At 63.3% G+C, this 22,982-nt stretch carries 21 protein-coding genes; 9 read left to right on the top strand and 12 right to left on the bottom strand.

The features are described from left to right. Together rpoB and JST30_11630 are read right to left on the bottom strand one after the other, a co-directional pair. Positions 1–3,669 (bottom strand): DNA-directed RNA polymerase subunit beta (rpoB, locus tag JST30_11635; GenBank protein ID MBS1714975.1); only part of this gene is annotated, 3,669 nt, incomplete at its 3' end. Between the two features lie 263 nt (positions 3,670–3,932). Continuing rightward, positions 3,933–4,520, bottom strand: coding sequence for an imidazoleglycerol-phosphate dehydratase (locus JST30_11630; protein ID MBS1714974.1), 588 nt, complete (start codon positions 4,518–4,520; stop codon positions 3,933–3,935). A 101-nt stretch (positions 4,521–4,621) separates the two neighbouring features. Between JST30_11630 and sucD the strand changes: the two genes are divergently transcribed. The 4 genes from sucD (at position 4,622) to JST30_11610 (ending at position 8,381) form a co-directional block, all read left to right on the top strand. Then, entirely contained in the window at positions 4,622–5,506 is an 885-nt protein-coding gene (gene sucD, locus JST30_11625) for a succinate--CoA ligase subunit alpha (protein MBS1714973.1), read from the top strand. 16 nt (positions 5,507–5,522) lie between these two features. After that, positions 5,523–5,927, top strand: a complete 405-nt coding sequence (locus JST30_11620) for a RidA family protein (protein MBS1714972.1) — start codon at positions 5,523–5,525, stop codon at positions 5,925–5,927. A 3-nt stretch (positions 5,928–5,930) separates the two neighbouring features. After that, positions 5,931–7,001, top strand: coding sequence for a cysteine desulfurase (locus JST30_11615; GenBank protein MBS1714971.1), 1,071 nt, complete (start codon positions 5,931–5,933; stop codon positions 6,999–7,001). A 342-nt stretch (positions 7,002–7,343) separates the two neighbouring features. Next, positions 7,344–8,381 carry a sigma-70 family RNA polymerase sigma factor gene (locus tag JST30_11610; protein ID MBS1714970.1) on the top strand — a complete coding sequence of 346 codons (1,038 nt, stop codon included), beginning with the start codon at positions 7,344–7,346 and terminating at the stop codon, positions 8,379–8,381. A gap of 77 nt (positions 8,382–8,458) precedes the next feature. Here JST30_11610 and JST30_11605 read toward each other — a convergent pair whose 3' ends face one another. The 6 genes from JST30_11605 to xth form a co-directional block, all read right to left on the bottom strand. Beyond that, positions 8,459–9,562 (bottom strand): hypothetical protein, encoded by a 1,104-nt coding sequence (locus JST30_11605; GenBank protein ID MBS1714969.1) that lies wholly within the window; start codon positions 9,560–9,562, stop codon positions 8,459–8,461. A 10-nt stretch (positions 9,563–9,572) separates the two neighbouring features. Further along, positions 9,573–10,250 carry a hypothetical protein gene (locus JST30_11600; protein ID MBS1714968.1) on the bottom strand — a complete coding sequence of 226 codons (678 nt, stop codon included), beginning with the start codon at positions 10,248–10,250 and terminating at the stop codon, positions 9,573–9,575. Continuing rightward, positions 10,247–10,828: a hypothetical protein gene (locus JST30_11595; GenBank protein ID MBS1714967.1), complete on the bottom strand. Its 582-nt coding sequence runs from the start codon at positions 10,826–10,828 to the stop codon at positions 10,247–10,249. The genes JST30_11600 and JST30_11595 overlap by 4 nt, the downstream gene beginning before the upstream one ends. Beyond that, complete coding sequence (gene gcvPB / locus JST30_11590; protein MBS1714966.1) at positions 10,825–12,312, bottom strand: aminomethyl-transferring glycine dehydrogenase subunit GcvPB; 1,488 nt, start codon at positions 12,310–12,312, stop codon at positions 10,825–10,827. Before gcvPB ends, JST30_11595 begins: the two co-directional genes overlap by 4 nt. 89 nt (positions 12,313–12,401) lie before the next feature. Then, positions 12,402–13,712 (bottom strand): hypothetical protein, encoded by a 1,311-nt coding sequence (locus JST30_11585; GenBank protein MBS1714965.1) that lies wholly within the window; start codon positions 13,710–13,712, stop codon positions 12,402–12,404. A gap of 111 nt (positions 13,713–13,823) precedes the next feature. Next, positions 13,824–14,597, bottom strand: coding sequence for an exodeoxyribonuclease III (gene xth / locus JST30_11580; GenBank protein MBS1714964.1), 774 nt, complete (start codon positions 14,595–14,597; stop codon positions 13,824–13,826). 44 nt (positions 14,598–14,641) lie between these two features. Between xth and JST30_11575 the strand changes: the two genes are divergently transcribed. Genes JST30_11575 through JST30_11565 form a run of 3 tightly spaced genes read left to right on the top strand, consistent with a single transcriptional unit; the run spans position 14,642 to position 16,237 of the window. Next, the gene (locus JST30_11575) at positions 14,642–15,178 is read left to right on the top strand and encodes a hypothetical protein (protein MBS1714963.1); all 537 of its coding nucleotides are present in this window, start codon (positions 14,642–14,644) and stop codon (positions 15,176–15,178) included. Position 15,179: 1 nt separating this feature from the next. Further along, entirely contained in the window at positions 15,180–15,395 is a 216-nt protein-coding gene (locus tag JST30_11570; GenBank protein MBS1714962.1) for a hypothetical protein, read from the top strand. Further along, positions 15,371–16,237, top strand: a complete 867-nt coding sequence (locus JST30_11565) for a hypothetical protein (protein MBS1714961.1) — start codon at positions 15,371–15,373, stop codon at positions 16,235–16,237. The genes JST30_11570 and JST30_11565 overlap by 25 nt, the downstream gene beginning before the upstream one ends. On the opposite strand, the gene JST30_11560 is transcribed toward JST30_11565, so the two are convergent. From JST30_11560 to JST30_11545, 4 genes are read right to left on the bottom strand one after another with little or no spacing between them, the layout of a single operon-like run. Further along, positions 16,224–16,982 carry a dihydrodipicolinate synthase family protein gene (locus tag JST30_11560; GenBank protein ID MBS1714960.1) on the bottom strand — a complete coding sequence of 253 codons (759 nt, stop codon included), beginning with the start codon at positions 16,980–16,982 and terminating at the stop codon, positions 16,224–16,226. The two genes, JST30_11565 and JST30_11560, sit on opposite strands and share 14 nt — an antisense overlap. A 48-nt stretch (positions 16,983–17,030) precedes the next feature. After that, a complete protein-coding gene (locus tag JST30_11555; GenBank protein ID MBS1714959.1) occupies positions 17,031–17,780 on the bottom strand; it encodes a class I SAM-dependent methyltransferase in 750 nt (249 codons plus the stop codon). Further along, complete coding sequence (locus tag JST30_11550; protein ID MBS1714958.1) at positions 17,777–19,018, bottom strand: hypothetical protein; 1,242 nt, start codon at positions 19,016–19,018, stop codon at positions 17,777–17,779. Before JST30_11550 ends, JST30_11555 begins: the two co-directional genes overlap by 4 nt. Positions 19,019–19,065: 47 nt before the next feature. Next, positions 19,066–21,219, bottom strand: coding sequence for an enoyl-CoA hydratase/isomerase family protein (locus tag JST30_11545; protein ID MBS1714957.1), 2,154 nt, complete (start codon positions 21,217–21,219; stop codon positions 19,066–19,068). 115 nt (positions 21,220–21,334) lie between these two features. Here JST30_11545 and JST30_11540 point away from each other — a divergent pair, with 115 nt between their 5' ends. Both JST30_11540 and JST30_11535 read left to right on the top strand, forming a co-directional pair. Continuing rightward, positions 21,335–22,072 carry an electron transfer flavoprotein subunit beta/FixA family protein gene (locus tag JST30_11540; GenBank protein ID MBS1714956.1) on the top strand — a complete coding sequence of 246 codons (738 nt, stop codon included), beginning with the start codon at positions 21,335–21,337 and terminating at the stop codon, positions 22,070–22,072. Beyond that, entirely contained in the window at positions 22,069–22,893 is an 825-nt protein-coding gene (locus JST30_11535) for an FAD-binding protein (GenBank protein ID MBS1714955.1), read from the top strand. The genes JST30_11540 and JST30_11535 overlap by 4 nt, the downstream gene beginning before the upstream one ends. The last annotated feature ends 89 nt before the right edge of the window (positions 22,894–22,982 follow it).

The following is a 22,982-nucleotide window of genomic DNA, read 5'->3' as shown; positions in this document are numbered from 1 at the left end:
CTGCTGGGTGACGAGCGAATACGGGCCGATCGAGCGGGCGTGGATCTTCTCGTCCGCCAAGTGCTCGAGCTTCAGCATGTAGATCACCCCGACGGTCATGGGGTTCGGAAGTTCGTCGCCCGTGACGCCGTCGCGCAAAACGGATTTACACGTGTGCGGGTCGAGACCGGCGCGCCGGAACACGTTGTCCTGGATCTTCGCAAGGATGCCTTCGTAGACCTGCTTGTCCGCCTTGAACGCCGCTCCCGCCGGGATCTCGATGGGATCCGGATCGTCGATCGATGCCTGTAGCAACTGCTCCGTCGTCAAGGTCGAGTGGGCGGCCACGGTACGGCTGACACGTTCCAGGGTCGCTTGATCGAACGTTTTCAGCTTGTCCGCGATGGTCGACATCAACTGCTCGAGCGACGAGCCTGGCTTGAACTTCAATCCAAGGCCGAGTTCGGCGTTGACGTACCCTTGGAGCGACTTCGACCGCAGGTGCTCGGCCAGCCGTTCGACTTCGCCCAGGATCTCCTCTTCGGTCGCCCCTTCGAACGCCGGGCATTCGTACCGGACGCCCAGATGGCTACCGACGTACCCGAGGTGCGTTTCGAGGATCTGTCCGATGTTCATGCGGCTCGGGACGCCGAGCGGGTTCAGCACGATATCGACGGGCGATCCGTCGGCGAGCATGGGCATGTCTTCGACCGGAAGGATCCGGCTGATGACGCCCTTGTTGCCGTGACGCCCGGCCATTTTGTCGCCGACCATGATCTTGCGCTTCTGGGCCACGTGGACCTGGACGCTCATGTTCGTGCCGGCGGGCAGTTCGTCCCCGGCGATCTGAAGGAGCGGGCTGTCGCAACGGTCGCAGACCAGGCGTTCGCGCTTCTTCGACTCCTTATAGATGTGGCCGCAGCCTGTACAGTTGTACTTGTAGCGGCTGAAGACTTTGACGTCCACGACCGTGCCCTTTTCGCCGTGGGGCAGCCGCAAGGAGACGTCGCGGGTCTCCTCGGCCTTTTTGCCGAAGATCGCGATGATGAGCCGCTCTTCGGCGGTCATTTCGGTCTGGCCCTTCGGCGCGACCTTGCCGACCAGGATGTCCTCTGGCCTCACTTCGGCGCCGATACGGACGATCCCGTTCTCGTCGAGGTCCTTGAGGGCGTCTTCGCCGACGTTCGGGATGTCGCGCGTGATCTCTTCCGGACCGAGCTTGGTGTCGACCGCTTCGGTCTCATAGCGCTCGATGTGGATCGACGTGTAAACGTCGTCCTTGACGAGCCGCTCGCTGAGGATGATCGCGTCTTCGTAGTTGTAACCGTGCCACGGCATGAACGCGACGACCACGTTCTGCCCGAGAGCGAGCCGTCCGTCGTCGCAGGTCGCGCCGTCGGCCAAAGGATCACCCTTGAGCACGCGCTGGCCGGGGACGACGACCGGACGATGGGTGAAACACGTCGTCTTGTTCGACTGGAACAAGTGGAGGATCGGATACGAGTCCACCGTCCCGTCTTCGGCCGTGATCCGGATCTCTTTCGCCGTGACGTAGGTCACTTCGCCGTCGCGCCGTGCGCGGACGGACGCGCCCGAGTCGATCGCGGCGCGGGCTTCGTGCCCTGTCCCGACGAGCGGGGCGTTGCTGCGGAGGCACGGGACGGCCTGTCGCTGCATGTTCGCACCCATGAGGGCGCGGTTCGCGTCGTCGTTCTCAAGGAACGGGATGAGCGACGTGGCGACCGAGATGATCTGTACGGGCGAGACGTCCATCAGGTCGACCCTCGCACGCGGGACGGTCGGGTACTGGGCGCCGCCGAACTGCTTGTCGCCGCCCGGACACCGGACGTTGACGTGGTCGGCCAAGATGTACCCTTCGCCGTCGACCTTGGTGTCGGCGGGGGCGATGCGCATCGTGTAGTCCTCGTTCGCGGTCAAGTACACGATCTCAGGTTCGACCTTGCCGTCGACGACCTTGCGGTACGGCGTCATGATGAAGCCGAACTCGTCGACACGGGCATGGGTCGTCAACTGGCTGATCAGACCGATGTTCGGCCCCTCAGGGGTTTCGATCGGACAGATCCGGCCGTAGTGCGAACGGTGGACGTCGCGGACTTCGAGCTTGGCGCTCGTCCTCTGCAGACCGCCGGGGCCGAGGCTGGACAGACGACGCTTGTTCGTGAGCTCGCTCAACGGGTTCGTCTGGTCCATGAACGTGCTGAGCTGGTTGCTGCTGAAGAAGCTCTTGATGCTCGCACTGACCGGCTTGACGCTCAGGATGATGCTCGGGAGCAAGTTGTCCTGGTCTGCGCTCGTCATACGCTCGCGGGCGACCTTCTCCATGCGGACGAAGCCGAGGCGCATCTGGCTCTGGAGCAGTTCGCCCACCGAACGGACGCGCTTGTTCTTCAAGTCGTCGATGTCGTCGTGGTCGACTTCCTTCCTCAGGTACGGGCCCATCGCGACGATCGTGCCGTAGAGGTCCTCGCTCGTCAGATTGCGGATGTTCAGCGGCACGTTGATGCCGAGTCGCTGGTTCAAGAACCGCCGGCCGACCTTACCCAGGTCGTAGCGGCGCATGTCGAAGAACAGGCTGAACACGAGTTGCTTCGCGGCGTCTTCGTTGGCCGCTTCGCCCGGTCGCATCCTGCGGTAGATGTCGAGGATCGCTTCCCGGGTGTTCGCGGTCTTGTCCGCGGCGAGGGTCGCTTCGACCAAGTCTTCCAGCGCGAGGACGTCGATCTTCTCAAGTCCGAGCGACGCGACCTTGACGGCCGTATCGTGGTCCATCCGGTGAAGGGCTTGGACGACCGTCTTCGTCCCTTCCTTGACGTCCGTCATCGGCCTCTTGCCTTCGAGGTCGGCCGCTTCCGGCTTTTCGAGCGTCAACTCGGCGCCGAACGCCCACAGCATGTCCTCGGCCGAGCCCAGCGGGGTCTCGGTCAACGTTTCGAACTGCTTCTGCTCGTCGGTCAGCTTCTCCAGGACGGCTTTGGTGACGATGAGGCCCTTGTCGAGCACGACTTCGCCCGTGTCCGGATCGGCGAGAGGTTCGGACAACTTCTTGTGATAAGCGTCCGCCATCTTGCGGACCTGCCTGTCACGGCCCTTTTCAAAGCCGTGGAGCGCCTTCATCAACTGCGAGATGGGCAGCTTCTTCGTCTGCGAGATCTGCGTGTTGACGACGCCGTTCGAGTCGTTCTCGATCTCGAGCCACGGGCCTTCGCTCGGAATGACGCGCGCCCGGACGATCATCTGCATCGACGTATCGACGTCTTCTTCGAAGTACAGGCCCGGCGAACGCGACAACTGCGAGACGATGACGCGCTCGCGCCCGTTGATGACGAACGTCCCGTTGTCGGTCATGAGCGGGAGGTCGCCCAGATAGACCTCCGACTCGATCACTTCCCTGTCCTTGCCACCGAGCCGGACCGTCGCTTTGATCGGCGCCTCGAACGTCATGTCGCGGTCGCGACAGTCGTTGATCGAGTATTTCGGCTCGCCTAGGACGAAGTCGGCGAATTCGATGTAGTTCGACTGCGTGAAGTCCCAGATCGGACTAAAGGTCGAAAAGAGCTCGGGGAGTCCTTCTTCGAGGAACCATTTGTAGCTGTTCAGTTGGAGTTCGATGAGATTGGGCACCTCGAGCGACCGGCCGATACGCTTCGAGGAGGGTTGGATGACTCGCATAAGTAGTCCACCGAGGGGGAACCTCCATTCTAGCTGGGGAAAGGGGGGCCGTTCAACCCGAAACGGGCACTCTGGCGACCGACCGACTGAAACCCGCCCGAAAAAAGTTTACAGGCAGGACTATAGTCCCGGTATCGTTCGGACACCGGACGAACGGTTCGGTTGTCGCGGCCGCTCGGCGCGGCCGACTGAGCCCATTATATCCGCTCTGCCCCGAGAATGGGCCAGAGTCGTCAGAAGAGACCACGCGGCCGTTCCGACCTTCACTTCGACCCGTTCGGCCGCTCCGCCCTGCGCGTGGCCCCGTGCAGCGCCCGACCGAACGCCCGGAAGCAAGCTTCGGCGACGTGCCGGTCGTTAGCGCCCGCGAGTTTGAGGACGTGCAGCGAACAGTCCGCCCCGTACATCACCGATTCGAAGAACCCACGGACGTTTTCGGTCGCCATCTCGCCGATCCAGTCCCTCCGGAACGCCACGTCCCATCCCAGGTGCGGCCGTCCGTCCAAATCGAGCGCGCACAGGACGAGAGCGTCGGCGGAGGCCACGTGCGACGAGCCGCATCCGACCACCGGATCTGAATTGTCCAGTGCTTTGCGAAGGGCTCTGCCGAAGACCGCGCCGACGTCCTCAAGGACGAAGTGGTCTTGCACCGCGACGTCCGCTTCGACCGAGACGCCGAGGTCGAGGACCGCGTAAGACGCCATGTCGCGCAACAAGTCGTCGAAGGTCGACACACCCGTCGCCACGTCGCAGCGGTGACCGCCGTCCAGGTCCAAAACGAGATGGACCTTCGTGTTCCGGGTCTCCCGGTCGATTTCGGCGAATCGGACGTTCGGCGCGCCTTTGCTCATGGAGTAAGACAAGTGTAGCCAGTACCGCCGCGACGGCCCCGCGAGTGCCCTAGACGCTCCGGGACGGCCCTCTGGCCCCTTCGGTATGATTCTTTCCGAAGATGGCGATCCTCGTCGATAAGAACACCCGCGTCCTCGTCGCCGGAATGACCGGCCGTGAAGGCACCTTCCACACGCAACAGATGATCGAGTACGGGACGCAGGTGGTCGGGGGGGTCACTCCCGGCAAGGGCGGGACGACCCATTTGGACAGGCCCGTCTTCGACTCCGTCCACGACGCCGTCGCCGCGACCGGAGCCGACGCCGTCCTCGTCTTCGTCCCGGCGCCGTTCGCTGGCGACGCCGTCCTCGAAGCGGCCGACGCCGGAGTACCCTTCGTCACGCTCATCACGGAAGGCGTCCCCATCCTTGATTCGCTCAAGATCGTGAACAAACTGAAGTCCGAAGGCAAGACCCGCCTTTTGGGCGGGAACTGCGCGGGGATCATCACACCGGGCCAGTGCAAGATGGGGATCATGCCAGGGCACATCTTCACTCCGGGCCCGGTCGGCATGGTCTCGCGGTCCGGCACGTTGACGTACGAGATCGTTTGGGAAATGACGCGGGCCGGCCTCGGACAGACGACCTGCGTCGGTATCGGTGGCGACCCCCTTCCCGGCACCCGGTTCATCGAAGTCCTCGAGATGTTCGAAAAGGATCCAGAGACGAAGGCGGTGGTCATGGTCGGCGAAATCGGCGGGACGGACGAAGAAGCCGGCGCCGAGTTCATCAAGACGATGTCGAAGCCCGTCGTCGCCTTCATATCCGGCCGCACCGCGCCCCCCGGAAAGCGGATGGGGCACGCCGGCGCGATCGTCAGCGGAGGCAAAGGCACGGCTCAGTCCAAGGTCGACGCGCTCCTGGCCGCCGGAGCGACCATCGCGGACAAGACGAGCGACGTGCCGAGCCTGTTGAGAGCCGCGTTGGGCACGCACGCCATGGCTTGAACCGATTGATCGACCGATCGTTGTGAACACACGCGCACGACACAGTAGCGGGAGCCCTTACGAACCCGTGATCGGGTTCAGCCGAGCCGTCCGTGTGGGCGACACGGTCTACGTTTCCGGGACCGCTCCCGTCAGTCAGGACGGAAGCGCCGCCTGTATCGGCGACGCGGCGGGCCAGGCCCGAAGGTGCTGGGACATCATCCTCGACGCGGTCGAACGCCTGGGCGGCCGTACGGAAGACGTCGTGCGCGTCCGGACGTACCTTGTCCGGGTCCAAGACTGGGAAGCCGTCGGAAAGGTCCAAGGCGAAGTTTTCGGCGAGATCAGACCGGCGGCGACGATGGTCGTCTGCGGCGGGCTGCTCGATCCCGACTGGCTCGTGGAGATCGAAGCCGAAGCGGTCGTCGGCTCCGGCGGATGACCCATGAGCGCGCTCCGTCCAGAAAACTACTTCGACAACGCCGCGACGAGCCCCCTGGACCCCGCCGTCAAGGCGGAGATGCTCCCGTTCTTCGACGAGGACTTCGGCAATGCCCACTCTCTGCACGCATGGGGTCACCGCGCCATGGCCGCCGTCGAGACGGCGCGCGCGCGGGTCGCGGAGCTTCTCGGATGTGCGCCTGAGTCTGTGATCTTCACGAGCGGCGCGACGGAAAGCAACAATTGGGTGCTCCGTAACTTCCCGGACGCTGCCGTCAGTCCCTTCGAACACAGTTCGGTCGACGTCCCCGCAGGCTTGTTGGGTTGCCGAGTCTTAGGGAACGACGGCTACGAACTTGAAGCACCGGAAACCGCCGTTCGGTTGGTCAGCGTCATGTCCGTGAACAACGAGACGGGCGCGGTCCTTACCGTCCCTGACACCGAGGGCGCCCTCGTCCACCGGGACCTGACCCAGACGCTCGGGAAGCTGACCGTGGGACTCACCGGGGTGGACCTGGCCTCAGTCTCGGCCCACAAACTCTACGGGCCGAAAGGCGTGGGCGCGCTGTACGCGTCGGACCGCGTCATGCTGTCGCCCCTTCTTGCGGGCGGCGGTCAGGAACTGGGCCTTCGCGCAGGGACACTGAACGTTCCGGGGATCGTCGGCTTTGGAGCGGCGTGCGCCGTTGCGGCCGACCGCATGGACAAAGACCTGGAGCACGCAAGAGAACTCAGGCAGACCGTGCTAGAAGTCCTAAGCGCGTTGCCCGATTGGAGCCAAAACGCCCATACCGCGAACTCGCCTTACATCCTTAGCGTCTCATTCCTCGGCATCGAAGGCGAAACCCTCGTCATCGAAGCCGACGCCCGGGGCTATGCCCTCAGCTCCGGTGCCGCGTGTTCCTCGGGTTCCGTCGAACCGAACCGCGTCCTCTCGTCCCTCGGCCTTTCCCAGGATCGGTCGCGCGGCACCGTGCGGATCAGCTTCGGTCGGCAGAACACCGTCGAAAGCGCCCACGGCCTCGCGACAGTGATCGTCGGAGCAGTGGCCAAGTTACGGAACTTAGGCCATTGAACCTGGCTCGGCAACTGTTCGGGGTCCTGGGGCGTCACAACTCTTGGCACAGGCTTTGCAAGCCTTGCCCCGAGCAGAAAACCACAAATTGAGCCATAATTCGTCCCCCTAACGGTCCGTATTGGAAATCTTGCTATATCCTATGTACCGTTTTCAGGCGAACGATCTCAGTGTGGAACCGTCGGACCAGGCAGGAATGCCGGCCACGGTGGAACTGGGGGCAAGGAGGTCGCTGTAACAAGGATGCCTGTGGAAACTGGATTGCCAACACAAGTGAGACGCGGAAAAGCCATTACCGTAAGAACGCACAGCCGTCACGCGTTCGTGGACGCCAACAAGCACATGCTTTTGGACGACCAGGAACCGGGTGCCGAGGAGCTGTTGGAGCTCGAGGAGCTCGAAGAAGAAGAGGAAGTCGAACAGCAGGCCGTCGCTGACGACTCCGAAGAACTCGAAATGTGGATGCGGCAGACCCGCCGCGCCCACCTGCTCACGCCTGCCCAGGAGGAGCACCTCGCGAAACGGGTCCAAGCCAAGGACCTGGCCGAGGCCGACAAGTGGTCGAAGGTCGCAGAGCTTCAGAACCTGCCCCGCGACCACGACTACACGGATTTCGAGAAGCGCCAGGTCATGAAGGACGGCGTTTCGGCCAAACAGCAACTGATCGAAAGCAACCTCAGGCTCGTCGTTTCGATCGCGAAGAAGTACAACGCGCGTGGCATCCCCCTCGCCGACCTCATCCAGGAAGGCAACCTGGGCCTGATCCGCGCCGTCGAAAAATTCGACTGGAGAAAGGGCTTCCGCTTCTCGACTTATGCGACTTGGTGGATCCGCAGGGCCATCGCCCGTGCGATCATCAACCAGGGCCGCACGATCCGCATCCCGGTGTACGTGGCCGAACTGATCAACAAGGTCATGAAGACGGCGAACGCCCTTCAGCAGGAGCTTCATCGCGAACCGACCCCGGAAGAGGTCGCGGAAAAGGTCGGAATGTCGCCGGACCGCGTCCAAGAGATGTTGCGGGTGGCGATCGAACCGCTGTCGCTCGAAACCCCGGTCGGCGAAAAGGACAACTCGTCGATCGGCGACTTCGTGCCTTCGACCAACATGCCGACACCGTCGGACGTGACCTGGTCGTTGATCCGGCGCGAAGAGATCGATGGGATCCTCGGCCGGCTCACGAGCCGCGAGCGCGACGTCGTCCGACTCCGTTTCGGACTGGACGACGGACGGGCCCGCACTCTCGAGGAAGTCGGAACGGCCTTGAACGTCACCCGTGAGCGGGTGCGACAGATCGAGCTGCGCGCGATGAAGAAGCTCCGCCACATCGGTCAAGAGCTGGCTGCCCAGGGGTTCACGATCACTCCGAACCCGAACTGAACTCTCCTCTCGCTTGAAACGGTCAGGGCCGCCTCCTTCCAAGGAAGCGGCCCCTTCTTTTGAGTCAAGGTCGCGTTTCAGCCGGTCTTCTTGATCGAAACCTTGTTCTTCTGAGACCCGGAGCCCATAGGCATCTCGAACTTCGTCGAAACGTCGATGTTGACGTCTTGTGGCAAGCCTGACTTGGTATCGACCACCGCGATCCCCGAGGCCGTCACCTTGAACTTCATGCTGACCTCGTTGGGGGTCGTGCCCTTCCCGTCCTTGTTGGGCATGTCGACCTTCATCGACATCGACGGGTTCGCGTCGATCGAAATGGAGATCGTGGCTTTACCGGACGGGTCGATCGACTTCAAAGTGAACGTCGTCGTCACCATCTGGTTCGACCACTTCGCCCCGCTCATTTGCGGCATCTGCCCCATGGAGTCCCGAAAGTCGAACGTGTGCGTCCAAGTGTCGCCCGGTTTGACCTCCTTCCCCGGATAGCTGATCCCGAAGAAGCCCGTGTCCATGTCGATACCGGCCTGGCTCGCCTGAGCTTTCGACCCGCCGGAATATTTCACTTCGGAGGGCTTGCCCGTCGGATCGAACAAGGCGGTCACTTTGACGCCGACGTTCTGACCTGCCATCTTGTCCATGGCCTGCTTCGTCTTGTCGTCCACCGAACCCGCGTTGACGGAGTTCTTCGCGACCGTGATCTCGATCTTGGCCTTCTCGCCCGACTTGTCCAAGACCTTGACTCCGGACTCGGTCGTCGATGTGATCGGCTTTCCGGTCCCGACCTTTCCACCAAAACCGTCCATCGTCGTTTCGACGGTGGTCTTGTACTTGTACGACTCCCCTTTACTGAAAGCGTATTGCAGCTTGACCGGACCGGAGGCCGTGTTGCCGTCCGTCGGAGGCGGAGTCCCTGGGGCCGTACCGGCCGGCGTGGGGCTTGTCGTAGCCGGAACGTCCGCCGTTCCTCCAGCAGCCGGCGGAGTTTCCGGCGACTTGGTCTCCGCGGTCGTACCGGATGTCGTCTCCGTCGTCCCGCCCGCCCCGGACGACGTCAGGTCTCCCGCCTTCGGTGAGCCCGTCTTTTCAGGGATCTTCACCGCGACGCCTTGATCCGGATTACAGCCGATGAGCGCGCCGAGAGCGGCTAAAGCGAGGGCGAGGCCGCCCGTTGCGTATCGCATCACAGCGATTCTAGCTTACGGGACTCTCAACGTCTCGAACCCCTAAGTCCAAAAGGGCCTCGTCGAGCCTCCGTGCGAACGTTTTCGAACCCAGAGGGCGCCAAGTGACCGGGCCCGGATCCTCGAAAACCGATGCCGGATCGACGAGCGGGCGGCCGACAGGCACGCTCGCCTGAAGCAAGACGGCCCTTTCCCCGATCCGCAGGGCACAGCCGCACACCTTTTGCCCTGTCTCCGGATCGACGATGTCGTTGGCGGACACCACGGCAAAGCAGTCGCTCACGTGCTTCCGGTCACGGACGAAGGTCGTGTCCTCCCCGAGTTCTGCGTGAAGTCCCGCCGCCCTTAGGCAAGGGACCAGCACTTGGGCCATCGCCCGATAGACGCCCGCGACCGAGCGGCACCTCTCGTCCGTCAAGCCCAGAAGGGACAGCGGGACGGCCAATCCCAGTGTCACGTCGTGACCGTGGAGGACGGCCTTCCCGCCCGTCGGTCTCTTGACCGTAGGTACGGAGCCCGGTCGGACGGCCCGTGACGGATCCTGGAACCTTCCGAGGCTGACCCAAGGCTCCGACCAACCGTACACGCGCCCACCCGGCCGACCCTGTTCGGCGGCTTCGAGCAAGGCCGCGTCTCGGGCCATGTTCGTCGGCCCGTCATGGTCGCCGTCAAGGGCGACCAGGTTCACAGGACTCTGTGGTACAGGTCGATCCGGTACATCGAGTTCTTGGGGAGCGAGGCATCGAACGCGGGTTTGTCCGTCCAAAACGCGAGGCCGAGCACTTCTTCAGGAACGTCCATCATTTGGGCCACGACGCCGCCGACGAAGCCTCGGAACTCCTTGAGTTCTGTAAAGATCGCTTCGGTCTCCCGCTTGAGCTCGTCGCCGAAACCCGGATCGGATATCCGGGTGCTCAAGCTGCACAATTGGCCGACTTCGACCTCGTCCAACGAGTGACCTGTCCTACTCTTCAGTCCGAAGCGAAGCATGTTGATCGGCTCGCTCATGAGGTCGGCCAACACTTCGGTGACAGGAGACTTGACGACCTCCTCCCACGCCCGGTTCGCGTCCGCGACGTGCTGGAAGTGCCCGATCGACATGAAGGCGAAGGGATCGTCGTGCCGTTCCCAAAGGGTGACGGAGACGAACCCTGGCACAGACTTGAGCACTGTGATCAAGCGGTTGCTCAGGTTCGCCAACCGGTCCATGTCGAATTCGATGAACCGGACCCGGCTGATGACGAGGACGCCCTGCGACTCCGTCATACGGCCCCCGCGACACTAGGTCGGTCGGCGCTCCACTTGACGTCGAGCGTCTTGACGGCGGCGGCTTCGTCCAAGCGGCCGACGATCTGCGTCACGGGTGCGTCGTGCAGTTTGTCAGGATCGGACTCGGCTTCATGGCAGATGCTGGTCAAGGCGTCACAGAAAGCGTCGAGCGTCTCCTTGCATTCTGTTTCCGTCGGCTCGATCATCATCGCTTCCGGGACGATCAACGGGAAGTAGTTCGTAGGCGGATGGAAGCCGTAGTCGATCAAGCGCTTGCTGATGTCCAGTGCGCGCACACCGGACTTTTTGTAGGGCGTGGCGGTCAGGACGCACTCGTGCATGCAGGGCCGGTCGTGGGCGGGCGGAAGGACGTCCCGCAGTTTTGCCATTACGTAGTTCGCGTTCAGGACGGCGTGGCGGCTGATCTCAGGCAGGCCTTCCCTTCCGTAGGCCAGCAGGTAAGTCAAGGCGCGGACCGCCATCAGGAACTGTCCGTAAAATCCACTGACCCGTCCGATGCTCAGCGGACGGGCGGTTTCCAGAACGAAGCGGCCGCCTTCTTTCTTCAGGACCGGGGCAGGCATGAACGGTTCCAAGTGCGATTTCAAGCCGATCGCGCCACAGCCGGGGCCACCGCCACCGTGAGGAGTACTGAACGTCTTGTGCAGGTTCAGGTGCATGCAGTCGAAGCCGTGATCGCCCGGACGCGTCGTACCGACCATCGCGTTCATGTTCGCACCGTCGCAGAACACCTGGGCGCCCGCGGCATGGACCATTCGGCAGATTTCAGCGATTTTGGGTTCGAACAGTCCCAAGGTGGACGGGTTGGTCACCATGAAAGCGGCCACGCTGTCGTCGAGCATGGCGGCGAGCGACGCGAGGTCGGTGTTCCCGTCGGCGTCCGTCGCGACGGACTTGACGTCATACCCACAGCGGGCAGCGCTTGCAGGGTTCGTCCCGTGTGCCGAGTCCGGTACGAGGACGACGTTCCTCGTCGAGCCTTGCCCACGGCTGTCGTGGTACGCCTTGATGAGCATCAGGCACGTCAGTTCACCGTGGGCGCCTGCGACGGGCTGCATGGTGATCTCGTCGAACCCGGTCACGTCCTTGAGAATCGACTGGACCGAGTCCATGACTTCGAGGGCGCCTTGTACGGTCGACACGGGCTGGAGCGGATGAAGGGCCGTGAAGCCAGGCAGCGACGCCGTGCGCTCGTTGATCTTGGGGTTGTACTTCATCGTACAGGACCCGAGCGGATAGAAGCCGGTCTCGATCCCGTAGTTGACGTGGCTCAGATGCGTGAAGTGGCGAAGTAGATCGAGTTCGGCGACTTCCGGCCATGGCGTCCCGCTCCGTACGGCCCCGACCGCTCCGGCGATGTCGGTATCAGGGACGTCGGTATGCGGCAGGTTGCACCCGATCCGACCGGGCGACGACTTCTCAAAAATCGGTTTCGGCGTTGGGACGGACTTCGTGCGCATCAGAACCGAGTCTACCTACGGGCTAGGCTCGGCCCAGGTAGACGTTTTGGAGGTCGGGCCGAGAGGACGTCGGCCCGACCTCCCGGTCGTCACGGATGCGTCGCGAGCCAGTTCGCGAGGTCGATCTTGCAGCCCCATGAGGCTTGCGCGACCGGCCCGAACGGCTTGTAGCTGATCTTGAGCCGGACGATGTTCCCGTTCGGCACGTCGACGAAGTCGTTCGGGCTTCCTGGAACCCCGATCGTCAGGCGCGTGTCGGACGTGGTGGCCGTCCGGTCGTCGACTTGGACGTACTGTCCTGTCGCGAAGTTGTACGCCTCGAGCTTCTGTTTCAGGCCTGTCGTCGTAACGGACGTCACGACGTCGAGGGCGAGAGCGGTCAAGCCGGATGTCGCGAAACCTTCGCAGGTCACTTGGACCGGCGCTTCAGACGCGTTCGTGACGACGAACTTGTTGACCTTATAGTAGTTCTGGTCGACGAACTGTACGCTGGCCAGGTTTCCGCCCGTGAGCTTGCCTCGGTTGACGGTGACGCTGAACGGTCGGACGACGTCGGTCACCCCGCTTTGAGCGGACAGGATCGTGCACAGGAAGTTGGCTTCGTTGGGCGGTCCACCGAACGTGTCGGCTTCGTTTTCGGAAAAGACCCCGTCCGGTTGGGGGTCGGCGTCGCTCCAGAACACGTCGTCGCTGCCGCCGACGGTCGGGCCGCCGTCGCCTGACATGACGGGCGAGAACGATCCTGTCAGGAACGCCCCTTCCCCGTTGAAGCTGTTAGCCCGCCACTCTTGGGCGAAGTAGATCTGTCCGTTCGGGACGCGCGGTTTGTTCCAGTCCGGGATCATCGACCAGTATTGCTGGATCGGGATCGTGTACTGCCACGAACCCGCAGGGAACTGGCCCGGTTGGAACACCCATCCGACGTCGAAGACGAGACCGTCGAACGCTTGGATCCCGTTCCCTCGGCCTTGAACGTACGTCGTCCAGCCGAGCTGACGGTTCATGATCTTGACCGAGTTCCCTGTCGACGTCGCGACGCCGAGGGTGAGCTCCGACCACCACTGTCCGTTGCCTGACGGTAGCGTGATCAGGTCGTCGAGCGAACTGGGCCCGTCCGGATCGTAGAAGTTGTTCGTGCCCCGGTTGTTCTCGTAGATTTTCGTGGCTTGCGACGAAGTGCCCTGCGATTTCCCTTTTTGACGAGGCATGTAATAGGGGCGCGCTTCGATACGCTCCATCTTGACGGGAAGGACGATGCCCTTGGTCGGGTATTCCCGTAAGACACCGTCGTCACCCCTCCACTTGAAGAACGCGAGCTCCACCTGGCCCCATCGGGTCTCGGCGAAGCCGCTGACCGCCGTCGCCAAGAGGGCGGTCACTGCGAATATACGATTGCTCATCGGTCAGACCTGCACCGGACATTCTACAGGCGGTTCGGCGAAAACGAACCTGGCAAATCTGCCCTTCCCGCCTGCCGTCCGGCTTGACGCTTTGGACGACGATGTCCGGGATCAAGTTCCAAACGTCGCGATCACCGGGGTGTGGTCGCTCGGCCGTTCCCAAGAGCGGGGTTCTTTGTCGACGGTGCAAGACGTGCACCTCTCCACCAGGCCGGGAGAAGCGTAGACGTGGTCGATCCTCCAACCCAGGTTCCTCTTGAAACCGTTGGGAAGAAAGAACTCCCAGTAGGTGAACTGCCCCGGTTCCGGGTGGAACTTCCGGAAGCAGTCCGTCCAACCCCACTCCATCAGCCGGGCCAAGGCGGCCCGTTCGTCGGGGTGGTAACAAACGTTGCCCTCGAGCTTCACCGGATCGAACACGTCTTCCGGACGAGGGGCCACGTTGATGTCACCGAGCCAGACGACGGGATCGTCCGGACTCGTCCTTTCGCGGACCAACCGGCCGAACCGTTCGAACCAAGCGAGCTTGTAGGCGAACTTCTCACTGCCGACGGCCGTCCCGTTGGGCACGTACGTTCCAATGACCTTCACTCCTTGATAAGTGCCTTGGATGATCCGACAGTCTTCGGGCCAGTCCGGGTCGCCGAATCCCGTCGTCACGTCCTCCATCGGACGTTTCGAAAGGAAGGCCACACCGTTGTATCGGGGCTGCCCGTGATGGGAAACCGTGTATCCGGCTTCCAAAAACTCGGCCAAGGGGAACTTTGCGTCCTCGACCTTCGTCTCTTGCAGTGCGACGCAGTCAGGAGACTCCTCTTGAAGCCATCTCAACAAGACCGGCAACCGGGCCCGGACGGAGTTCACATTGAAGGTCGCGATTTTCACCGGCACGTCATGTTACCAGTCACCTGGATGGGGATAATGAAACCGTGACGGTCGCATTCGCCATCGCGCTGGGGCATACCGCGCTGGTCGCACCCACGCCCGTTCCTCCACCCGTCGCGACGCCGTTCTTTAGCGATATGGTCCGGCGCTCCGTAGCGACGTTGCGCGCCGCCGACTGGAAGTCCTTCCGTACGATGTGCGGCGGCCGGCTCGATCTGGCCGTCTACTCCGTCCCCACGTCCGAGAACGTCGCGTACGGCATGTTGTTCGACGACGAATACGCGCCTGCCGAGAACGACATCCTGGCGTTCAGCTATCGTGGCACGCAAGTCTCCACGTCGAAAGAACCGACCCCGTTCTTCCTTCGCCAGTTCAAGTACTTTTGTTCCCTGGTCGACGGGTCGTGCAAGGAGTCCTCAAGGTGGCCCCAGTCGAGCCAAGGCGCGACGGGTTTGTTCAACAAGAACCTGGGCGGAGCCGCGGCCTGGGGACTGTACGCCCCGAACGCCGCGTGGCGCGTGGAGTACGTCCGGGGTACGCAAGGTTGGACGGTCAAGAGACTCGTGGTCGAGACCCAGTGACATGGCACGACTGACGAACACCGGTCTCAAACGTTCGGAACTTCCATGGGCGCTGTCCCGGCCGGACATCGTCCTGTCGGCCCGCCAGCGGGATTCCTGTCTCCTGTGCCGAAGTCCTAAGGTCAATGAAGCAGGACTTTGCGGCGTGTGCCACGCCCTGCTCGACGACGACGAAATCCTGCTCGCAAGGGTATGGATCAACGGCATGACACCGTGATGGGCTGGCTTGTCCTAGGCGGGTTCGTCGCCCTCTTCCTGACCGTTCTGGGTTTCCGCTGGGCGAACGGAAGACGCCAAGCTGGGTACTTCGCCGTGGCCGAGTTCTGGGTCTACTCGAACGCCGAAAAGCTGCCGCTGACGCCCGTCCTGATGGACCACGTCATCGGGCGTAACCCGCACAACAAACCCGGACGGCCTTGTATCACGTCGCGCGAAGGCGTCTTGTTCAGCGACATCCGGCTCCATCTCGGCCTCGCTAAGAGGGAGAAAAACCCCCACGTCTTCCGGCCCGACCTGTTCGAGAGCGACGCCGTTCCCGACGCCCAGATTCTGGAACGGCTGTCCGAAAGTACGACGATCGCCAAAGTCCGGTACGCCAGCCAGGAGAAACTGCCCGACCGTCGTCACCTCCAGTTCCTCACTCACCTCGCCGATGCCATGGCGCGCGCGGTCGGTGGTCAGATCGTTTTCGACACCGTGACCGAGCGGTTCTGGCTCGTCGAGGAACTTGCGCAAGAGTTGGAAACGAACCCGAACGCCGAACGGGCCGACCTGCACCTCCGGACGGTCTGGAGGACGACCCCGGAAGGCCATGTCGGAGCGACGCTGGGGCTCCGCAAAGTCGGAAGACGGGAACTGGAGACGCTCCTGCAAGAGGCCGACCACGAGGTGATCGTCCGCGAGCTGCTCGAACTGGCGGCCGGAATCCTGTTCCGCGACCCCGAGGCCAAACTCCCGCTTACCGTCAAGCTTCACGACGACGAATTCGTGGTCGAACCGGTCAAAGTGAGCGAAGGCCGGTCGGTGGTCAAGCTGACGCGGCGGGTCACGCCGCGATGAGTTCGTCGATCACAGACGACAAGACTTCGAGGCCTTTGCCGTCCATGTCCTGGACCGGTCCGCGCGGATGACCCGCCTCGATGCCGAGGCATCCTAAGGCGGCCTTGCCGACCCGGTGCGTCCCGTAATACACGAACAACGCCCTCAGCTTGGCCTGGAAGTCGGGCCAGTTCGCGATGGCCTTCTTCGCCAGGTCCGGGCCAAGGACACCGAGCGGGCTCGCCGTTTCGACCGAGTGCTGGAACTCTTCCGTCGACAGGCCCTTCTCAAGGATCCACGGTTCCTCGACAGGCTGGACTTTGAAGACCGTGACCCCTTCTTCGGGTGTCGCGTTCGGCCCCATATAGGCGCACGGGAGGTTGCCGTGTCGGAACACCGAACTCATGTACGAGCGCGACTCCTGGGCGTTCAAATGAAGCCCCGGTCCGACCGTGAACAATGCTGCCCGTGCCCCGTGCCGTTCGGCGTGCTGGGCGAGGTCGATCGTCGCGGCCGTCGTCATCGCCGTCACGTCGACGTAAACGGGCAGTCCGTGGGCTTCGCGAACGGTCCACTCAAGGATCTGCTTCCGTTCGGACAGCGAGATTCCGAACGTCTCGCCCGCCGACGAACCGACGACGAACCCTCCCGCCCCTCGTTCACGGTGGAACCGGACGATGCGGGCGTGGCGGACCTCGCTCAGCGACGACGTGTCGTCGGTGAACGGGCTGACCAGCGGGACGATGACGCTGACGGGTACGGACACGCGGAGACCCCGGTATTGTTATCGGTCGCTCAGGCCCCTTCCTTCACTCTAAGACGCCTTTCGGGCGGACAGTGTCATTTCCGTCAAGTGGAACGACGTCCCGTCGAAGGACAGGTAGTCCCTCAACGGGCCCGTCGCGGACTCCATCGCCCCGGTCAACCAGCGGCGGTCGGACTCTGCCACCGACATCCGGTCCATCCAATCCTGGAAGACGAGCGGCTTGGGCCTACAATGGACTTCGACGACGTCGAGCCCGGCGCTTCGTGCGAGGGACTCCCACTCGGAGACCTTCTTGTTCCGTCGATGGGAAGGGTCTCGGACCGTTTCGATCCTGTTGACCGCTTCGTCGGCCAGATCATCGTCGGGAGCGACCGTATCGACCAACAGAAACGCCCCCTTGGGCGCGAGCACGCGCGCGGATTCGTGGACGAACGCTTCGGGCCCGTCGAAATGGTGCGCGGCGACGCGGCACGTGACGGCGTCGAAGACCCCGCTTTGGAACGGCAGGCGCTCGGCGAACGCCTGGACGGTCACAAGACGGTCCAAGCCGCGCCGCTGCGCTTCCCTTCTCACGATCTGCAACATCGCCGGAGTCGGATCGAGTGCGACCGTCACGTCACATCGCGGTGCCAGAACGAACGCCATGTGCCCGGCCCCCGCCCCGACGTCCAGGCTGCGACCCATGGTTCCCGGCAGGAGTCCGGCCAGACCGAGGAGCGCGTCCGGATCGTCGTGCGCCTTCGACGTGAGGTACTTCTCGGCTTCCCTACCGAACTGCTCTCGTGGGTCAGGCTTCACTGCTGGCCGACGGACAGGAACGTCGTCTTCTCGATCGTCTTGTCCCCGACCTTTGCCGTGAACGTCAGGGGGAAGACCCCGACTTGGTCGCGCGGGACGATGAGTTCGATCGGAACTTTCGACATGCCCCGGGCATGGTAGATCACAAAGTTCGTCGTCTTCCCGCGCGTGACGGTCCAGGCTTCTGGAACCTTGACCGTGAACGAGCCGTCGACCCTCTTCAGTCCGTTCGACCTGAGGTCGACGCTCCCTCGGACGATCCGGGCGTCCGGATCCAGCGTGAGCACCTTGGGAAGGCGGACGTCGAAGTCGATGAGGTCGGCGATCCGGAAACTCGAACGAAGGACCGTCTTCTTCCCTTCTCCGTCACCAAGGGTCATGCGCAGGACGCGATAACCGACGCCGGCCTTGGTCGCGATCGCCGAGACGTATTCGTCCTTGGCCGTGCCCTTCTTGTCCCAAAGCGGGAACGGGCGCGAACCCGTCGCCATGAGGCCGCGCGCCAAGCCTTCGGCCCGGCACTCGACTTGGTTGAATCCGACCTCTTCGGTCTTCTTGAAGTGGTACTTGACCTTAAAGGCGTCGTCGACCGGCACGGAGCGCACCAGAAAGTCGGGTTTCCAACTAAACCCGCTCGGGAGGTCTTGGCCGACGTCCATTTGAAGCTTGACGAAGCCCAGGGCGCGCGGCTGGAACGGGTCACCCGTCGACGAGCCGGCCGTGACCGCGTCGATCCGGAGCCCGTAGCGGGATCCTATGGCTGGAGATTTGGCCGACGGCGGCACGAACGAGGCTTCGAGGTCCCACTCACCTTGACCTTGGGTCGCAGTGACTTTGAGACTCTCGTTCAAGACCCGCGATGCGACCCACGCCGGCCCGTTCGGGTCAGAAGCGTCGAGCCGGCGCACCGAGACGGTCGGGTTCCCTCCGGTGAAACTCACGCGGAATTCGAGGTTGTCGCTTCCGACGAGCCACCCGTCCGCGTTCATATCAAGGGACAGGACGATGTCTTCTCCGTCCTTAGCCCTGGCGCCCCAATACAGCGTTTCCGGCTCCCATTGGAAGAACGATCGGCATCCACCGGACTCGGCCAGAGCGTCCCACTCCTCCTCTTCGACCCTTCCGTCCATCAAAGGCGTGATGGCCAGTCGGACGGGCTGCGCCAACGTGTAGGGCGTGGCCATGTCGTGGGCCTGTGCGATGCCAAGGGTCAACAAGAGGGCGGCCGTGAGACTCACAAGAGAAAGGACTTTCCAGCCCCTCGAAGTGATTCGAGGCCCGGACCCTAATTCCTCAACGGTTTTCCCGTTTCAAGCATATGGCGGATCCTCGCGAGCGTCAATCCGTGGGCCAGGAGGACGTCGAAGGCGGCGCGTTCTTTCGCGAAGGCGTCGTCCAGACCTGCCGACTTCACGAAGACGTGCCTCAGTTGCTCGGCCACCGTGTGGTCGTGCTCGGTGATCTCGCCTGCCTTCAGCAGGTCTTGCAGGGCCTGTTCGATCATGCCTCCGACGGGCCCCGTGACCGCGCCCCAGTGCGTCTCGGGCTGGGGCGCGACCGTCAGGGCGAGACGCTTGGCTTCGGTGAACAGTCGGTCCGGGTGATAGACGGTGACGTCCCGCCGCCGCATGAACCCGAGCTTACGGGCTTCGTCCGCGTTCGACGACACCGTCCCTGTCACGAGAGTCCGGACCGCGTCCACGATGCTTTTCGCACTGGAATCGTGCCGTTGCCGCATGCGGGCCGCCCCTCCCCCTCCAGGGATCAAACCGACCTTGGCTTCCGGCAGGCCCATTTGCGTCTCGGGATGGGCGGCGACCAGCGCGCAGGAGGTCGCCATTTCGTACCCTCCGCCCAAGCAATGGCCGAAGACGGCTGCGACCGTCGGCAAGGTCGACAGGAGGACGCCGAGCTGTTGCAGGTTCTGAAGTTCGGCATCGATCTCGGCCGACCGCTTGTCTTGGGCGGCGTCGAGCAAGAACTGCAGGTCGAAGCCGGCAGAGAACGAGCGCGACTCGCTCGAGAGCACGATCGGCCCGGCCTGACCCGATTTCAAGTACTCCGTCAGTTCCTTGACCAGTCCGACCGTGAACACACCCATCTTCGTCGTCGTGCCGATTAACCGGACGCCGTCGCCCATGTCACGGACGCGGAACGTCGCGGTCGCTTCGACGACCGGGAAATCCCGGATGCCGGCGAACTGCGGTTCGGACTTTCTTGGGACCGTACCGCCCAATCCGTCGGACATCGTCGAGCCTTGGTACCAAGGAGCGCCACGGCTCTGGACCATGTCCGTCGTTTCGAACGGTCCGGCTTCCCAGCCGAAGCCCCACATCATGACCCGGTCGAAGTCCTCGACCGAATGGCAGATGTCTTGTCGCAGGTACTCGGCGTACTCCAGAGCCGTCGGCAGATACGACCGTAAGAACGAGCCGACCTGGTCACGGAGTTCGAGACCCTCACGGAGCCTTTCGGCCAGCGGCTTCCGGCCGAGTTCGACGAGCGACGAAAGTTGCGGCTCCTGTCGGACGCGGTATCCGAGTCCCTGGAGGTCGAGCGACATCAACTCGCGACCCTCCCGGCGGTAGTAGCCTTGCCCGGCCTTGTCCCCGATCCAGCCTTTCTCGAGCAAGTATTCGAACGACCGCGGCGGCGTGAACTGCTTCGTGTACGGGTCATGAGGACAGCGGGACACGAGGTTCGTGGCGATGTCCTGCATGATGTCCAGGCCGACGATGTCGTTCAAGCGGAAACTCCCCGACCGAGGACGGCCCATGAACGGGCCCGTGATCGCGTCGACTTCCTCGACCGAGAGGCCCAAACGCTCCGCGCAGTGCACCGAGAAGAACATCGACCACATTCCGAACCGGTTCGCGATGAATCCTGGCGTGTCTTTCGCGGGGACGACGCGCCGGGCACAACGCTCTTCAAGGAACCTGGTCATCGCCTCCACGACGGCCGGATCGCTGTCCGTCGTCGGGATCAGTTCAAGGAGCTTCAAGTAACGGGGAGGGTTGAAGAAATGGGTGCCGACGAGGCGTCGGCGGAACGACGGGCTCCGACCGTCGCAGAGCAGGGAGATTTCGAGGCCGCTCGTGTTCGTCGAGACGAACGCATCGTCCCTGAGCAGCGGCTCGATCAGCGAGAACAAAGCCTTCTTAGCCTCTAGCTTCTCGACGATCGCTTCGCACACCCAGTCCGCTTCGCGGATCGCGACCGAACCGTGTTCGATGCTCGCCAATTTGACCGTGTCGGCGGTCTCGGGGACGTAGAAGTGCGGCGGTTTCGCCTTTTTGGCGCGGCCGAACGCGGCGTGGACGGTGTCTTCGGACACGTCAAGGAGGGTCACCCCAAGGCCAAGGTTGGCGAGGTGCGCGGCAATGCCGCTCCCCATCGTTCCTGCGCCGATCACGACGACGTTGCGGGGCGAGTTGTCCATGGGTGTCTCCTGACCTTGACCGGCCGTCCGAGGCTGGGGCGATGATACCGGAGGGCGTCGTCCCGGAGCGACCGACTCCCTATCGGCCACGACGAGGCCCGGTACCATGCCCGGCATGAAGGTCCTCGTACCCGTCAAACGCGTGGTCGACCCCTATGCGAAAGTCCGCCCCTTGCCGGACGGTAGCGGGCTCGACACGGCCTCGGTCAAGTTCGACGTGAACCCGTTCGACGAGATCGCGGTCGAGGAGGCCGTCCGGATGAAGGAGGCCGACCCCGGCGTCCATGTGACGGTCGTCTCCATCGGACCGGCCGAGTGCGAAGACCAGCTCCGCAAGGTCCTTGCGATCGGCGCCGACGAAGCCCTTCTGGTCGAAACGACCGACGCGATGGACTCCACCGTCGTCGCCGCTGAACTGGCGGCCGTGGTCGGTCAGCTCAAACCGGACCTCGTGCTCATGGGCAAGCAAGCGACGGACGACGATTGTAACCAAGCGGGCCAGATGCTCGCAGCCCGTCTCGGCTGGCCACAGGCCACGTTCGCTTGCAAGATCGTCTCTCAAGGCGGTGGCATCGAAGTGACCCGTGAGACCGACCAAGGCGAAGAGACGCTGTCGGTCCCGCTTCCCTGCGTCGTGACCACCGACCTCCGCCTGAACGAACCCCGCTACATCGCTTTGCCCGGCATTATCAAAGCGCGGTCCAAGCCGCTTCAAAAGACGGCACGATCCACGACGGCTGTTCCCAAGACCCGTGTCGTGTCCTTGAAAGCGCCCCCGCCTCGCCCCGCAGGTCGCAAGGTGGGTTCCGTCTCTGAACTGGTCGCAGCCTTGAAAGAGCGGGGTGCCCTTTGAAAACGCTGTTCGTGGCTTTCGAATCCGACGATGAGTCGCGGGCCGGAGGCTTCTGCGAGGCGCTCGGTCAACCTTGGGACTCGGTCCATGTGCCCGCTGACGCCCTTTCGGACGCGGCGGCGACCGCCGTCCAGGCCGCTGTTCAGGGCCATACCCACATTGCGGCCGTGTCCTCGATGCGGTCCAAGGACGTGATGGCCCGCGTCGCGGGTCTTTTGGACTGCGGCATGGTCACCGACGTCACGGCGGTCGTCTCTCCGACGGTGTTCGAGCGGCCGATCATCGCCGGGACCGTGACGGCCACTGTCGAAGCGACGGCGTCCCCGGTCGTCTTGACGTTCCGACCGAGTTCGTTCCCCGCATCCGGACAAGGTCCGGCGTCGTCTACGCCACTGACGGTCGGACCCTCGCTCGTGCAAAGGACCGCGACGAACGTCCGGGGCGGCAGTAGACCGGACTTGACCCAGGCCAAGCGCGTCGTCTCAGGCGGACGGCCGCTCAAAGACGCGGAAACTTTCGAGCGGGTGATCGGGGGTCTGGCCGACAAGCTCGGCGGGGCGGTCGGCGCGACCCGTGCCGCCGTCGACTCGGGTATCGCCCCGAACGAACTTCAGGTCGGTCAGACAGGCAAGATCGTCGCCCCGGACCTCTACATCGCCGCCGGGATCAGCGGATCGACGCAGCATATGGCGGGGATCAAGGACAGCAAGTGCATCGTCGCGATCAACAAGGATCCGGACGCTCCGATCTTCGAGTTCGCGGACTTCGGCCTGGTCGCCGACCTGTACGACGCTGTACCCGAACTCGAAAAGTCGCTGTGACAGGCCGCGGGGAGAAAGAGGAATGAGGCCTCAGAACACCGCCAAGGGGAGAGCAAATGCGGAGCCGAAGCCTCGTCTTTGATTATGCC

The organism is Armatimonadota bacterium (assembly GCA_018268395.1).
GTDB lineage: Bacteria > Armatimonadota > Fimbriimonadia > Fimbriimonadales > Fimbriimonadaceae > JAEURO01.
This window is presented reverse-complemented; position numbering and strand designations above follow the sequence as displayed.

What these genes read in the sequence shown, in the direction of transcription:
- JST30_11630 (MBS1714974.1), bottom strand. Translation starts at nt 4,520, where the DNA reads ATGAGCAAAGGCGCGCCGAACGTCCGATTCGCCGAAATCGACCGGGAG.
- sucD (MBS1714973.1), top strand. Translation starts at nt 4,622, where the DNA reads ATGGCGATCCTCGTCGATAAGAACACCCGCGTCCTCGTCGCCGGAATG.
- JST30_11615 (MBS1714971.1), top strand. Translation starts at nt 5,931, where the DNA reads ATGAGCGCGCTCCGTCCAGAAAACTACTTCGACAACGCCGCGACGAGC.
- JST30_11610 (MBS1714970.1), top strand. Translation starts at nt 7,344, where the DNA reads ATGCTTTTGGACGACCAGGAACCGGGTGCCGAGGAGCTGTTGGAGCTC.
- JST30_11605 (MBS1714969.1), bottom strand. Translation starts at nt 9,562, where the DNA reads ATGCGATACGCAACGGGCGGCCTCGCCCTCGCTTTAGCCGCTCTCGGC.
- JST30_11595 (MBS1714967.1), bottom strand. Translation starts at nt 10,828, where the DNA reads ATGACGGAGTCGCAGGGCGTCCTCGTCATCAGCCGGGTCCGGTTCATC.
- gcvPB (MBS1714966.1), bottom strand. Translation starts at nt 12,312, where the DNA reads ATGCGCACGAAGTCCGTCCCAACGCCGAAACCGATTTTTGAGAAGTCG.
- JST30_11585 (MBS1714965.1), bottom strand. Translation starts at nt 13,712, where the DNA reads ATGAGCAATCGTATATTCGCAGTGACCGCCCTCTTGGCGACGGCGGTC.
- JST30_11570 (MBS1714962.1), top strand. Translation starts at nt 15,180, where the DNA reads ATGGCACGACTGACGAACACCGGTCTCAAACGTTCGGAACTTCCATGG.
- JST30_11565 (MBS1714961.1), top strand. Translation starts at nt 15,371, where the DNA reads ATGGATCAACGGCATGACACCGTGATGGGCTGGCTTGTCCTAGGCGGG.
- JST30_11545 (MBS1714957.1), bottom strand. Translation starts at nt 21,219, where the DNA reads ATGGACAACTCGCCCCGCAACGTCGTCGTGATCGGCGCAGGAACGATG.
- JST30_11540 (MBS1714956.1), top strand. Translation starts at nt 21,335, where the DNA reads ATGAAGGTCCTCGTACCCGTCAAACGCGTGGTCGACCCCTATGCGAAA.